Origin of the sequence: Niabella ginsenosidivorans (assembly GCF_001654455.1) — a bacterium.
In the GTDB taxonomy this organism is placed as follows: Bacteria; Bacteroidota; Bacteroidia; order Chitinophagales; family Chitinophagaceae; genus Niabella; species Niabella ginsenosidivorans.
Genome location: NZ_CP015772.1, coordinates 4,115,169 through 4,129,032 on the forward strand (window position 1 = coordinate 4,115,169; position 13,864 = coordinate 4,129,032).

Below are 13,864 nucleotides of genomic sequence, written 5' to 3' on the forward strand. Positions count from 1 at the left end.
TCAAAAATAATATGTTTGATACTATAGAAAGTGCCATTGAAGCCATTAAAAATGGCCAGCTGGTTATTGTTGTAGATGATGAAGACCGTGAGAATGAAGGCGATTTTATAACTGCTGCAGCAACCATTACTCCGCAAACTGTAAATTTTATGGCCAAAAACGGTCGCGGGCTGATCTGCGCACCACTCCCTGAAGAGCGTTGCGATGAGCTGAACCTGCCCCCCATGGTTACTAATAACACGGCATTGCACGAAACGGCGTTTACCATTTCCGTGGACCTGCTGGGAAATGGTTGCGGTACCGGCATTTCGGCTTCAGACCGCGCTAAAACTATTGAAGCGTTAAATAATCCGTTTACCAACCCTTCCGACCTGGGCCGCCCCGGGCATATTTTCCCGCTCCGTTCCAAAAAAGGAGGCGTACTGCGCCGCGTGGGCCATACAGAAGCAGCCACAGACCTGGCCCGCCTTGCAGGGTTTCCTTACCCCTATGGCGCCGTTCTGGTAGAAATTATGAATGACGATGGTACTATGGCCCGCCTGCCGGATCTGATAAAAGTGAAAGAACAGTTTGGTCTGAAGCTTATTTCCATAAAAGACCTGATCGAATACCGCCTGAAACGTGATTCATTGATTGAAGAAATTGTACGTGTAAATATGCCTACCAAGTATGGCGATTTCACGCTGGTGGCTTTTAAAGATAAGAACAGCAATAATGAGCACCTGGCCCTTATAAAAGGAGAATGGGAAAAAGACGAAGCAGTACTTACAAGGGTTCATTCATCCTGCTTTACCGGAGACATTTTAGGATCCCTGCGTTGCGATTGCGGCGATCAGCTGCACAAAGCCATGCAAATGGTGGAACAGGAAGGGAAAGGTATTATTCTTTATATGAACCAGGAAGGGCGTGGTATTGGCCTGATGAACAAATTAAAAGCCTACAAATTACAGGAAAACGGGATGGACACTGTGGAAGCCAACCTGCACCTGGGCTTTAAAATGGATGAACGCGATTACGGCGTGGGTGCCCAGATCCTGCGCCACCTGAATGTGACCAAGCTGCGCCTGATGAGTAACAATCCAAGAAAACGGGTGGGACTTAACGGATACGGACTGGAAATAGTGGAAAGCGTTCCCATCATCATTAAACCCAATGAACACAACGAAAAATATTTACGCACCAAAAAGGAAAAACTGGGCCATGAGTTTTAGCGGACAGTATTGAGTACTCAGTTGTTAGTGTCACATTCCTGAAACGGTGGCAATAAATATCACGCAGCGCTGAGGCACTGTGATGATTAGCGGTGAATCGATAAAGAGTACTGGTACGCTGTGTCTTTAAGATGTGCCTGGGAAAAGTATAGCTGCGGAGCAGCCAGACATTCATAGCAAACAACATTAGCCTTCAAAGGGCGCGTAGCGCCGCAATATTAAAATACAGTTGAGAGGGTACAACCAATGACCGGAGGAAATGCTGCTGACGAAACAGAAAGCCAAACGCCCCTTAACATCAGAACTATTTAGAAATCTGTCCACACGATAGGATAGATTCGGGATTATTTCAGCATCTAAAATTGCGACTGATTATCAATGTAGACCCTAAAATAAATTCAGGGTGACATTCCAGAACGACAATCCGCTATAAACAGGCTTACACTCTTCGGACTTGCAGTCTTGAAGCCGTATTTTATCGCTTCCGGCGATAAAACCACCTGTTATATTATGGATTCAGCAGCCGTTTGCATCTGATAGTAAACGGCTTTTCTGTATGAATAAAGGTATTACCACCCTTGCCCTTCTGCTGCTTACCTGTGGTTTTTATAATTATAGATCCGTTCTGTCAGCATCAACAACACCGGTACACGTTGTTGTACCCGTCAATGTTCGCTCTTCTGGCACTGAGGCCACCTATAAACCGGCTGCCGCCCAACTTATGGTTGTAAAAAAAATGATTACAAAGAATCATTATAATAATACCACAGTTTTTATGGTAAATATGAAGATCCCTTCTTCAAAAAAACGTTTCTTCGTTTACGATCTTAAAAAAGGCAGCATTATTGATGCCGGCCTGGTTGCCCACGGCCGCTGTGGTGAAAAATGGCTGGAAGGAAGAAAATACAGCAATGAACCCGGCAGTATGTGCACTTCGCTTGGAAAATATAAAATTGGCAAACCCTATTACGGCCGGTTCGGGCTTGCCTATACTTTGTATGGGCTGGACAGTACCAATAACAAAGCACTGGAACGTCATGTAGTGCTTCACGCTTATGAGTGTGTGCCCGAAACAGAAGTAGACTACGAGATCTGCCAAAGTGATGGCTGCCCTATGGTAAGCAAAGGTTTTTTGCAAAAACTCCAAAAAATTATCGATCATTCAAAAGTGCCGATCCTGCTTTCTGTTTATGAGTCAAGGTAAAGAAGCTGCAGCTTTCTGAATCAATCCCGGATTTATTCTGCTACAGTCGGCCCGATGTGGCAGAAAACTATTCACTTTTCACTATTAACTATTCACCAAGCTACTTCCTGCTGTAATTCGGTGCTTCTTTTGTAACATCCACATCATGCGGATGGCTTTCATTCATGCCCGCATTGGTGATCTTTACAAATTTAGCCTGCTGCAGTTCCTGTATATTTTTGGCACCGCAGTACCCCATGCCTGCACGTAAGCCGCCTGTATACTGATAAATAACCTCTTTTAAAGTACCTTTATAGGCTACACGGCCTTCAATGCCTTCGGGTACAAATTTCTTTACATCATCTTCCGGATCCTGGAAATAGCGGTCGCTGCTTCCCCTGGCCATAGCACCTAAAGAGCCCATACCCCGGTAGGCCTTAAACTTACGGCCTTCAAAAATGATGGTTTCACCGGGACTTTCCTCCGTACCTGCAAATATGCTGCCCATCATGGCACAGTCTGCACCGGCTGCCAGTGCCTTTACCAGGTCTCCGGTATAACGGATACCTCCGTCTGCTATAATTGGAATACCTTTTTTCTTTAACCCGGAAGCCGCTTCCATAATAGCTGTAAGCTGTGGCATACCGGCACCTGCTACAATACGGGTGGTACAAATGGATCCCGGTCCTATACCGATCTTCACGGCGTCTGCTCCGGCGTCCGCCATTGCCAGCGCTCCTTCCGCAGTGCCTACATTACCTGCCACTACATTTAATTTTCTGAAATTCTTTTTTACCTTTTTTAATGCATCCAGCACACCTTTGGTATGGCCATGCGCACTGTCCAGCACCACCACATCCACACCTACCTGCTGCAGGGCCGCGATACGATCCAGCACATCCCCGGTAATGCCTACGCCGGCACCTACCAGTAATCTTCCGAAAGAATCTTTAATGGCATTCGGAAAAGAGGTTACCTGCAGGATATCGCGGTAAGTGATCAACCCGATCAGCTTTCCCTGCTTATCTACCACGGGTAATTTTTCTACCTTATACTGGCGTAAAATGGTTTTTGCTTTTTTAAGATCCGTTCCTTCAGGTGCCGTGATCAGGTTCGTACTGGTCATTACTTCACTTATCTTACGTGCGGGGTTGTCTTCAAACCGCAGGTCACGGTTGGTTAAAATACCTTTCAGCTTTTTATTTTTGTCAACCACCGGTATTCCTCCTATTTTATTTTCAGCCATCAGTTTCAAAGCATCACCAATAGTAGCATCTTCCAGCAAAACAATAGGGTCCAGTATCAGCCCGCTTTCACTTCGTTTTACTTTACGCACCTGTTCTGCCTGCTTTTCAATGCTCATGTTCTTATGCAGAATGCCCAGTCCGCCTTCACGCGCAATAGCCGTAGCCAGCGCAGCTTCAGTAACCGTGTCCATCGCTGCCGACAGAATAGGTATATTCAAAGTAATATCTTTTGTAAGTTTAGTGCGGATGTCTACCTCACGCGGTAATACCTGGCTGTAAGCCGGTACCAGTAATACATCATCAAATGTTAAGCCTTCAAAGGCGATCTTGGAATTATTTGCAGTAGCTGCAGAAGATTTTCTTGTTGCCATGTGCAAAGGTAAGGGAAAATGAAATTATGAAAAGTGAATTGTATATTATGAATTTGTACGATTTACAAATAGGTTACAAAAACAAATGAGTGTTTGTGATTTTATTGCATTGCAATAATAGCGTATCTTCCCAATCTTTTTTAGTTATACTTTTGCATACTAAATCAATAAGATACTCATCATGTCAAAAAACAATAATTATAAAAAGCTTGGGCCTACCGTCATTTTTATTTTTGGCGGAAGTGGCGATCTGAACCAGCGCAAATTAACTCCGGCATTGTATAACCTGTGGCTGGATGGCCTGATGCCGGAACAGTTTTCCATTACCGGAACAGGCCGTACTGACTATTCCGATGAAAAATTCCGTGAGCATCTTTTACAGGGCATCAATGAATTCTCCCGCCGCAAGGATGAAAAGAACGGCAGCTGGGAAGAATTTGCTTCCCATATTTCCTATTTGCGGATGGATGTAGATAAACCTGAAGATTATAACGCCATGGCGGGTATTATCAGTGACCATGAAGCAGCCTGGGGCGTAAGCGCCAACGTGCTCTTTTACCTGGCCGTTGCACCACAGCTGGTGCCGGAAATAGCCACGAACCTGAACAAGCTGAAAAAAGCGAAAGATAAAGATAAGGCGCGCATTGTGGTGGAAAAACCTTTTGGGCATGACCTGAAAAGCGCGCAGGAATTGAATAAGCTACTCACTAATCTTTTTGATGAAAGCCAGATCTACCGCATTGATCACTATCTTGGAAAGGAAACGGTGCAGAATATTCTGGCATTGCGCTTTGCCAATGCACTGTTTGAGCCTATCTGGAACCGGCATTATATTGATCATGTACAGATCACCGCTGCCGAAACCGTAGGCGTGGAAGATCGCGGAGGGTATTATGAACGCTCCGGCGCCCTGCGCGATATGGTGCAGAACCACATCCTGCAGTTATTATGCATGGTGGCTATGGAAGCACCTGTTTCTTTTGAAGCAGATGAAATACGCAATAAAAAATCAGATGTGCTGAACGCCATCCGTAAAATAAAAAAAGAAGAAGTACAAAAATATGCCGTACGCGGTCAGTATTCATCCGGATGGATCGAAGGGAAAAAAGAAAAAGGCTACCGCGAGGAAAAAGGAGTGGATCCGGATTCCAGCGTGGAAACCTTTGCCGCTGTAAAATTCTATATCGACAACTGGCGCTGGCAGGGCGTTCCTTTTTATGTACGCACAGGAAAGTACCTGAAAGAAAAAACCACACTCATCACGATCCAGTTCAAAGAAGCGCCAAAATATGCATTTCCCCCTGAAGCATCCGAAACATGGAGGGCCAACCGCCTTTCCATCAGCATTCAGCCGGAGGAAGACATCCGTTTGCTGTTCCAGGCCAAACGCCCGGGCCAAACCATGTCCCTGAACCCGGTGAACATGGTCTTCAGCTATGCAGACAGTTATAACGCTCCGCAACCGGAAGCCTACGAAACCCTTTTGTTGGATGCCATGATGGGCAACCCTACACAGTTTATGAGAGGTGATCAGGTAGAGGTAGCCTGGGAAGTGATCGATCCAATCCTGGATACCTGGGAAAACCGTCCACCGGTTGATTTTCCGAACTATGCTCCGGGCTCATGGGGCCCTGAAGATGCGGAAGCACTGATTGCGCGTGAAGGGAGGAACTGGATTACGCTGCCACCGGCAAAAAAGGAAAATGGCAATTAAGAAAACCGAATAGATCAGATAAAGCCTCTTTATTTGTCTTTTTAGCCGGCCGCTATAATAGTTGATATAACTTACCCGGCAATGCCTGGATGATATTCTGCATTTCAAGATTAAGAATGGCAATAGCCACGGTACTGCTGCTTAGCCCTGAGCGTAAATGTATTTCGTCAATAGCGGCCTGTTCTTTTTTCTTTAAAAGGTCTACTATTACCTGCTCTTCAGGGCTCAGATCCATAAATAAGGTTCTGGCTGGCTGCTTGGTGGGCTTCTTTTTTAAAGGGGCCCAATTCATCGCCTCCAACAGTTGTTGCGCATCCGTAAGCAGGCCGGCTCTGTTCGTTTTTATAAGATGATTACAACCGTTGCTTTTTTTATCGCCCACTCTGCCGGGGAAAGCAAATACATCTTTATTATAGCTGTCAGCCAGCTCTGCAGTGATCATACTACCGCCTTTTACATCTGTTTCCACAACAATCACAGCATCGCTCATGCCGGCAACAATACGGTTACGGCTGGGAAAATGATGCCGGTCGGGTTTCGTTTTTGTAAGGAATTCCGTAAGCAAACCGCCCTGCTGTATCATTTCTTTGGCTATTGATACATGATCGGATGGATAAATTTTATCAAGGCCGTGCGCCAGCACCCCCACAGTATCCAGCCTGGCTTTTAATGCAAATTTGTGCGCCAGCAAGTCAATGCCATACGCAAGACCACTGATTACCAGTACTTCACTGCCCCGCAAACCTTCCACCAGTTGTTCACAGATCTGTTTTCCATAATCCGTATGCGACCGGGAGCCTACAACGGCAACAACCTTTGAAGTATTCAGGTCTGCAGCGCCTTTGTAATACAGCATAACTGGAGCATCATAGCAATTCAGCAACCGTTGCGGATACGCTGCATCCGTAATAAACAATGGCCGGATACCGTATTTTTCAATAAATGCAATTTCTTTTTCAACCCGTTCAAAATCATTGAACTGCTTAATACAGTCTATCCGGAATTTTCCAAGCCCCTCAATACGCTCTAACAGATGCCTTTTTTCGGTAAAAATTTCTTCAGGAGATAAATGCTGCAATAAGACCCGTGCAATAACGGGGCCTATATTCGGAATAAGCGTTAACGCAATACGATACATTAGCGGGTGCTCCATGAGGTTTCTGTTTGCAATAAAGTTACAAAGAATTTTTATCTTGATAAACCAAAGCCCGGGCGTTTGCTGCGGCTGCTTTTTTAAAGCCTGTTCCAGAACAGCTGTTAAACCGGCATACCCTCTTGAGCGGGCATGTTGCAAGATTGTTACACCATTGTGATCCGGGATATTAGTATTACATCCGGCAGCTACCAGTGCCTGTACCACCTCAACGTATGATCTGTTCCTGCTGGTTTACGTCAGTGCCATGTGCTACCAGCAATCAGGCCATCTCCAGGTTATTGGCCTGTGTGGCAATCAGCAACAGGCATCCACCAGTACCAGGTCTGCTTTATCTCCTGCATTAGGCCATTGCCGGTTCCCGTTATCGTCTAACGGCAGTACATTATGTGTGGCCAGTTTCCGAAAGCCCTGTATAACAACACCTTTTGCATAAAAACCCTTTCTGTATGGTTTTTAAAAAATACAGAGCCATTTGATCATCTTAAAAATCTTTTCGACATTTGTTTTTTGCCGGACGTTTCTGAAAAAATATAAACCCCGATAATAATGACAGGCCTGACCCATCACCTTAATGCCATGCGCAGTTTTTTCAACACCGGGGTTACCCGCTCTGCTGATTTCAGGAAACAACAATTGCTGCAATTGAAAGAGAGCATCCTGAAATATGAAGAAGCCCTCAACAATGCATTGTATGAAGACCTTCATAAAAACAAAGAGGAGGTGTGGATAACTGAAACAGGAATGGTGCTCTCTGAAATTGCAACAGCTTTAAAAGAGCTAAAGAACTGGATGGAGCCCAGGAACGTGCCTACTAACCTGGCCAATCTTCCGGGTAAAAGTTTTCTTTACTATGAACCACTTGGCGTGGTGTTAATTATTGCGCCATGGAACTACCCGTTTCAGTTGCTCTTTATGCCGCTGGTAGGCGCCATTGCAGCCGGCAATTGTGTAGTGCTCAAGCCCAGCGAGCTGGCAAGTGCTACAGAAAAAGTGATGGGCAGGATCATTGAAGAGGCGTTTGATCCTGCTTATATCTTATACGCCCCGGGAGAAGGAGCTACAATGATCCCGGAACTGATGGACAACTTTCATTATGATCATGTTTTTTATACCGGCAGCACAGCAGTTGGAAAAATCATTTACCAGAAAGCCGCGGCCTCGTTAACCCCCGTAACATTAGAGCTCGGAGGCAAAAGTCCCTGTCTAGTAACCCCCAACGCATCCTTAAAAGTAGCTGCAAGGCGTATTATAAATATAAAGTTCTCTAATGCCGGTCAGATGTGCATTGCACCGGATTACGTTCTTGCGCACCGTTCTATAAAAAAAGAATTCATCCGGTTATTAAAAGAAACCATCACAAAATTTTATGGGGATCAGCCTATTGCCAGCTATGATTTTGGGCGCATCATTAATAAAAAACATTTTTTCCGGCTCAAAGCCCTTATGGCGGAGCAGGAAATTATTCATGGTGGGGAGCATAACGAAGAACAGTTATTTATTGCACCAACAATTATTGACGAGCCCTCTATGGATGCGCCGGTAATGAAAGAGGAAATATTTGGCCCCCTGCTGCCCGTCATCGGTTACGAAACGGATGAGGAAATAACCAGCTGTATCCGCCGGAACGAAAATCCGCTGGCCTTTTACATTTTTACCGGTAATAAAAAGGAAGCAGAACGCTGGCTCCGGGAAATTCCATTTGGAGGAGGTTGCGTAAACAATGCGGCCACACATTACCTGAACAAGCACCTCCCTTTTGGGGGCAGGGGCAACAGCGGTACAGGCCATTACCATGGTAAATTTTCTTTTGAAACCTTTAGCCATGTTAAAGGCATTTTAAAAACTACCACATGGCCCGACATTCCTTTAGCCTACCCTTCCTTAAAAGGTAAGCTGGGTACTTTTAAAAAAATAATCTGACAGAGGGACAGGTTTAAGGGAAAACAGCGAATCTCCATTTTAATAGCGGCAGCAGGCCCGGCTTTATAAAAGCATATTCCATACATAATAAAAAAGTGAAGCGTTGCTGCTTCACATAATACAAGTAAGAAACCGGGGAGCGCTCTGATAGCTATTCCTGTGTTTCATCAGTAATTTCAGCGCCTGGTGCATTCTTTTTCACTGATTCAATACCATTTTCTCTGGCAGCTTCTGATTCGTACAGCTCACTTTTACCGATCACCTGGCCGTTGGTTGCCTTTAAATTAAAGTACGGTTTGTTATTGGTGGATACTTTTCTTTCATAATGATGGTCATCGTGTGCGTTTTTCTTTACAGACTCAATACCATTATCGCAGGCGGCTCTTGTAGTATAGCCTTCGCTTGTAAGGATCACCTGGCCGTTACCGGCTTTCAGGTTAAATTGAAATTCTCCGTTTTTTCTTTTGGTAATTACAAATTTGCCCATAGTTAAAAAGTTTTTATCCTAAAGTTGCTGAATTAATCATACCCGGACAAATAATAATTAGGGATTTGTATTATACCCTGCAGATTTACAGCCCCAGCACAGCTTTTAATTTGCCGTATCCGTTGCGGCTTACGTTGATCTTGGTACCGTTTTTCAAAATGGCAACATGACCATCCTTTTCATAAGGATCAATACGGGTAATTTCCTGTATATTAACAATATAAGAACGGTGGCTGCGCACAAACAGATCCTGGGGCAGGAAATTTTCAAAAAAAGACATGGTTTTATTTTTCAGATAATAACCTTCTTTGGTAAATATCTTTACAAAATCATCTGCCGCTTCCAGGTACAATACTTCCTGCACCGGGATAATTTTTATTTTGCTGCCGTTCTTTACAACAATACGGCTATTGGAGTTAGGCAACTGCACATCATTCAGCAGTTCCTGGGTATTGGCCTGGCTGCTGCCTTTTTGCTGAACCAGGAATTTATTTACGGCTTTATCAAACCGCTCCTGGTCAAAGGGCTTTAACAGGTAATCTACCGCGTGCGCTTCAAAAGCCTTGATGGCGTACTCATCAAAAGCAGTTGCAAAGATCACCGCGGGCGGCTCCTCTATCAACTCCAGCATTTCAAACCCGCTGATCTTGGGCATCTGAATGTCCAGAAAGATCAGATCCGGTTTGTGTTCCTGGATGGCTTTCATCCCTTCAAAACCATCACCACATTCTGCTACAATTTCCAGTTGCGGGTATTTCTGCAGGTATTCCTTTACCATGCTTCTTGCCAGGAACTCATCATCTATAATAATTACTTTACTCATGCTGTTGTGGTATTTTAACGATTGTGTAATAAATATTGTCCTTGGTTTTTGTGGTTAACAGGTCGTTTCGTGCATATAAAAGGTATAACCTTCTTTTTATAGAACTTAAGCCAAAACCGGTTCCTGTTTTCGGCAGTGATGTTTCCGGGTCAAACGGATTGCTGACCATAATGCAAAGATCGCCCTGATCCGTCACACATTCTATCTTTATCAGCGTTTCGCCAATAGTGTCATATAAACCAAATTTAATGGCATTTTCCACTACCGGCTGTAACAGCAGGGTAGGCAGTTTCATTTCCCTTGTCTGCTCTTCCATTGTAATAGAAGTAATTAAACGGTTGCCAAACCGTACTTTTTCTATTTCCAGGTACAAATTCAAATAATTGATCTCTTCTGTCAGTGAAATCAACTGGGATTCTTCTTTTTTTAAGGTGCCCCTTAAAAAGTCAGATAGCTGCTGCACCATTTTACGGGCCTGCTGCGGATTTAAACCAATAAGGGCATTAATAGAGTTCAGGCTGTTGAATAAAAAATGAGGTTGCAGTTGCTGGCGCAATTTAAACAGTTCCGCTTCGCGGGAAAGGCGGTCGGCATCTGTACGCCGCTGCTCAACTTTTTGCTTTTCCAGCCAGTTGTACCATAAAATAGCAGCAATAGTTACAATTGTCAGCACCAGGAAGGCAACACCTGCACGAACCACCAGCGAGGTTCTCAAAAAAGAAGCGTATGCCTCATTATCTCCCAAAAATATCTTCAGGAAGGTATTGCTTACAAATAACCATAAGCCGGTTATCAGCAGGCAGGATGCTATAACACTGGTGTACTGGTACGTAGAGGGAAGGTAATACCGTGTTATATTCAATATCAGTAAGCTGGCCAGCAGCAACAGGAAATTGCTCAGCACGCTGTCAACAATCACCACTTTCATCTGGAAGCCGAAATAAAAAGACAGAAAAAAGACCTGTACCAACACCAATACGATCCACCCCGTAACGAGCGAGAATACAAACCTTTTGGTAGCTAATGGAGATGCAGGCACTGAAATTCCTGTTTAAAGTTTAGAGTTGAATATATTTATATGCGCTTAAAAACTTTTTATATCAATGCCGCCCAAAATTACGGTACCCTTCAGGATCAGGTTTTTTGAAGGGTCTATATTTCCCATGGAAACCCTACGGTCCTTTATCTCTCCTAAAATAGCTGTAGCATCTGACGAAATTACGTTCCAGTGAGAAGGAATCAGCAAGGTAGCGCCACCAAACATAGCGGTTATATCCAATACCGCAGTTCCGTTAATATCTGCCTGCAACAGATCGATCTCACTTCCTCCAAAAATATTCACCATATCGCCTCCTTTGAAATTTTTAGACAATACTTTCTTTTTTGTTCCTCCAAAAATGGAAGTGGTATCAATAAAGTCCTCATTGCTCACATTACCAGTGTACAGCTTTTTACCGTTGGGCGCTCCGGTTTCAGGATCTTTTGTAATAAATTCATAGGATTTTTTAGGACGCAGGATAAAGAACAGCCCTGCTCCGATCAGCGCAATAGGTAATATATATTGCCTTAAGGCGTTAAACAGGAAATATTCATTCACCAGAAAGAGCGATCCTACCAGTATCAGGATCAGCCAGCCCGGCCCCTGAAAATTTTTGCGGAAGCCAATAAATATTCCCAGCACGATCAGGAACATCTGCCAGGTAAATACAAATTCCGGGAATACGAATCCCATCTTTTTAAGAAGGTACACCAGCCCGATCAGCACCATCATCAACCCCATCCAGATATGCCCCTGCGAATTACGTTGGCGAAAGGGAGGCTGAACAGACCCGGTATCCTGTGCAGAAGCCTTTGGTTTTTCCTCTTTATTATAAAATTCTGTGTTATATGGATTATTTTCACTCATTATTTAATATTTTCTGTAAAAATACCCCCCTAAGATAGGGCTTACAACAGATTTTTTGCCTGTAAACACAAGATATCGGTAAATGGAGGAAACGCTACGGTGAATAACAGGGCTTTTTCCCAAAAAAATACACCTGGCAGTGAATAAGCTCAAAGTCAGCTGATTTTGGCTATAAATTCAAACCGCTGCCCGTCAAAAAGGCCTTTATCGCTTAATTTCAGCTCCGGTATTACCAGTAATGCCATAAAGGATAAGGTCATGAAAGGAGCCGCCAGTGTAGCGCCCATCCGCTTTGCCATCTGATCAATGCCGGTATAAGCAGCAGCTACCTTATATCCATCCTTATTGCTCATCAACCCGGCTATGGGAAGCGGTACTATTTGCTCTTCCTCACCCATAACCGCGCTCACCCCGCCTTTTGCTGCAATGATCTTATTTACGGCTTTGCACAGGCTTTCGTCATCCACACCCACCGCAATAATATTATGACTGTCATGTGCCACCGAAGAGGCAATAGCGCCTTTCTTCAACCCGAAATTTTTAATAAATGCGGTTGCTATCGGCGCATCCCGGTACCTGTTTACCACTGCGATCTTTAGAATATCCCGGTCCGTATCGCTCACATATAAGCCATCTATGATCCTGGGCTCCAGGAGCAGCTTGTGAGTGATCAGTTGCCCATCCAGGGCCTCAATAACCGGAACTATCTTACTGCCGTTAGCCGGAACCTTAAAAGAATCCGGTTCCTTAAAGGTACAGCTAAAGTTGTTCAGCACCGGTGCTTTAGTTGCTTTAATCAACGTTTTGCCATTTTCGGCAACCAGTTGGCCATTGATGAACGTTTTTTCTACTTCAAAGCGCACCAGATCTTTTACCATTATAAGATCTGCCGGGTCACCCTCTGCCAGCAGCCCTACATCCAGCCCGTAATGCAGCACAGGGTTGATGCAGGCCGCCTTCAGCACATTAAAAACAGGAATGCCTTTTTCAACCGCCCTTGCACACAACCGGTTAATATGCCCTTCTTCCAGGCTGTCCGGGTGCTTATCATCACTGCAGAACATCATATCATCCGGGTAATCATTCAATAAATCAATGAGCGCCTCAAAATTTTTAGCCGCGCTGCCCTCACGGATCAGGATCTTCATCCCGGCATTTAATTTATCCAGTGCCTCCTCCTTTGTAAAGCATTCGTGGTCGGTGCCGCGCAGCCCTGCTGCTGGGTCAGCAATTGCAGCAACATAGGTCCGGGCGTCATCGCCCCGCAGGCCCGGTGCATGCCCGTCTACCGGCTTCCCTGCCTTATGCGCTGCCTTTATTTTATCCATCACCACCGCATCCTTCATTAAAACACCGGGGAAATTCATCATTTCAGCCAGGTACTTAATTTCCTTCCGGGCCAGTAATTCCGTAACTCCTTTTACACCCAGTGTTGCCCCTGCTGTTTCAAAGACCGTTGCAGGAACACAGCTGGGCGCGCCGAAATTGAATTTAAACGGTACGGTATTTCCGTTGTCAATCATATAATTTACCCCTTCAACCCCGCATACATTGGCTATTTCATGCGGGTCGCTTACCGTAGCAACGGTTCCGTGCACCACCGCCAGCCGGGCAAATTCAGCCGGTACCAGCATGCTGCTTTCAATATGTACATGGCTGTCAATAAATCCCGGCAGTATATAAGGCTGACCGGGCACTTCCCGTTCATCCAGCATTTCTGTTTTTTTGATACGGCCCTCATCCAACTCAAGCGCTGCAAAGCAGACTTTCTGTTGCCGGATGAGCACTATATTTCCTTTTATGCGTTCCATTTTTGTTTTTTACGTTAAGGTAAATGTAAAAAATA

Annotated in this window: 11 protein-coding genes; 4 read left to right on the plus strand and 7 right to left on the minus strand. The window is 44.7% G+C overall.

Annotated elements, in window-relative coordinates; all coding sequences use genetic code 11:
• Nucleotides 1-11 precede the first annotated feature (11 nt).
• A complete protein-coding gene (locus A8C56_RS17420) occupies nt 12-1,211 on the plus strand; it encodes a bifunctional 3,4-dihydroxy-2-butanone-4-phosphate synthase/GTP cyclohydrolase II (RefSeq protein ID WP_067758862.1) in 1,200 nt (399 codons plus the stop codon).
• A gap of 556 nt (nt 1,212-1,767) precedes the next feature.
• Nucleotides 1,768-2,415: a murein L,D-transpeptidase catalytic domain-containing protein gene (locus A8C56_RS17425; protein WP_067758865.1), complete on the plus strand. Its 648-nt coding sequence runs from the start codon at nt 1,768-1,770 to the stop codon at nt 2,413-2,415.
• A 100-nt stretch (nt 2,416-2,515) separates the two neighbouring features.
• On the opposite strand, the gene guaB is transcribed toward A8C56_RS17425, so the two are convergent.
• Entirely contained in the window at nt 2,516-4,012 is a 1,497-nt protein-coding gene (guaB, locus tag A8C56_RS17430) for an IMP dehydrogenase (RefSeq protein ID WP_067758868.1), read from the minus strand.
• A 181-nt stretch (nt 4,013-4,193) separates the two neighbouring features.
• Here guaB and zwf point away from each other — a divergent pair, with 181 nt between their 5' ends.
• Nucleotides 4,194-5,726: a glucose-6-phosphate dehydrogenase gene (gene zwf / locus A8C56_RS17435; protein WP_067758870.1), complete on the plus strand. Its 1,533-nt coding sequence runs from the start codon at nt 4,194-4,196 to the stop codon at nt 5,724-5,726.
• Nucleotides 5,727-5,778: 52 nt separating this feature from the next.
• Here zwf and dprA read toward each other — a convergent pair whose 3' ends face one another.
• Complete coding sequence (gene dprA / locus A8C56_RS17440) at nt 5,779-6,879, minus strand: DNA-processing protein DprA (RefSeq protein WP_067762208.1); 1,101 nt, start codon at nt 6,877-6,879, stop codon at nt 5,779-5,781.
• Nucleotides 6,880-7,428: 549 nt separating this feature from the next.
• Here dprA and A8C56_RS17445 point away from each other — a divergent pair.
• Nucleotides 7,429-8,802, plus strand: a complete 1,374-nt coding sequence (locus tag A8C56_RS17445; protein ID WP_067758873.1) for an aldehyde dehydrogenase — start codon at nt 7,429-7,431, stop codon at nt 8,800-8,802.
• 151 nt (nt 8,803-8,953) lie between these two features.
• On the opposite strand, the gene A8C56_RS17450 is transcribed toward A8C56_RS17445, so the two are convergent.
• The 5 genes from A8C56_RS17450 to ade form a co-directional block, all read right to left on the minus strand.
• Nucleotides 8,954-9,289 (minus strand): YegP family protein, encoded by a 336-nt coding sequence (locus A8C56_RS17450; protein ID WP_067758875.1) that lies wholly within the window; start codon nt 9,287-9,289, stop codon nt 8,954-8,956.
• An 85-nt stretch (nt 9,290-9,374) separates the two neighbouring features.
• Nucleotides 9,375-10,112, minus strand: coding sequence for a LytR/AlgR family response regulator transcription factor (locus tag A8C56_RS17455; protein WP_067758878.1), 738 nt, complete (start codon nt 10,110-10,112; stop codon nt 9,375-9,377).
• Nucleotides 10,105-11,151 (minus strand): sensor histidine kinase, encoded by a 1,047-nt coding sequence (locus A8C56_RS17460; protein ID WP_067758881.1) that lies wholly within the window; start codon nt 11,149-11,151, stop codon nt 10,105-10,107. Before A8C56_RS17460 ends, A8C56_RS17455 begins: the two co-directional genes overlap by 8 nt.
• Before the next feature lie 45 nt (nt 11,152-11,196).
• Nucleotides 11,197-12,018 carry a LiaF transmembrane domain-containing protein gene (locus A8C56_RS17465; RefSeq protein WP_067758884.1) on the minus strand — a complete coding sequence of 274 codons (822 nt, stop codon included), beginning with the start codon at nt 12,016-12,018 and terminating at the stop codon, nt 11,197-11,199.
• A 155-nt stretch (nt 12,019-12,173) separates the two neighbouring features.
• Nucleotides 12,174-13,829, minus strand: coding sequence for an adenine deaminase (gene ade / locus A8C56_RS17470; protein ID WP_067758887.1), 1,656 nt, complete (start codon nt 13,827-13,829; stop codon nt 12,174-12,176).
• Nucleotides 13,830-13,864 lie beyond the last annotated feature (35 nt).

Coding starts and splice junctions, on each gene's coding strand:
- A8C56_RS17420 (WP_067758862.1), top strand. CDS start 12: ATGTTTGATACTATAGAAAGTGCCATTGAAGCCATTAAAAATGGCCAG.
- A8C56_RS17425 (WP_067758865.1), top strand. CDS start 1,768: ATGAATAAAGGTATTACCACCCTTGCCCTTCTGCTGCTTACCTGTGGT.
- guaB (WP_067758868.1), bottom strand. CDS start 4,012: ATGGCAACAAGAAAATCTTCTGCAGCTACTGCAAATAATTCCAAGATC.
- zwf (WP_067758870.1), top strand. CDS start 4,194: ATGTCAAAAAACAATAATTATAAAAAGCTTGGGCCTACCGTCATTTTT.
- dprA (WP_067762208.1), bottom strand. CDS start 6,879: ATGGAGCACCCGCTAATGTATCGTATTGCGTTAACGCTTATTCCGAAT.
- A8C56_RS17445 (WP_067758873.1), top strand. CDS start 7,429: ATGACAGGCCTGACCCATCACCTTAATGCCATGCGCAGTTTTTTCAAC.
- A8C56_RS17450 (WP_067758875.1), bottom strand. CDS start 9,289: ATGGGCAAATTTGTAATTACCAAAAGAAAAAACGGAGAATTTCAATTT.
- A8C56_RS17455 (WP_067758878.1), bottom strand. CDS start 10,112: ATGAGTAAAGTAATTATTATAGATGATGAGTTCCTGGCAAGAAGCATG.
- A8C56_RS17465 (WP_067758884.1), bottom strand. CDS start 12,018: ATGAGTGAAAATAATCCATATAACACAGAATTTTATAATAAAGAGGAA.
- ade (WP_067758887.1), bottom strand. CDS start 13,829: ATGGAACGCATAAAAGGAAATATAGTGCTCATCCGGCAACAGAAAGTC.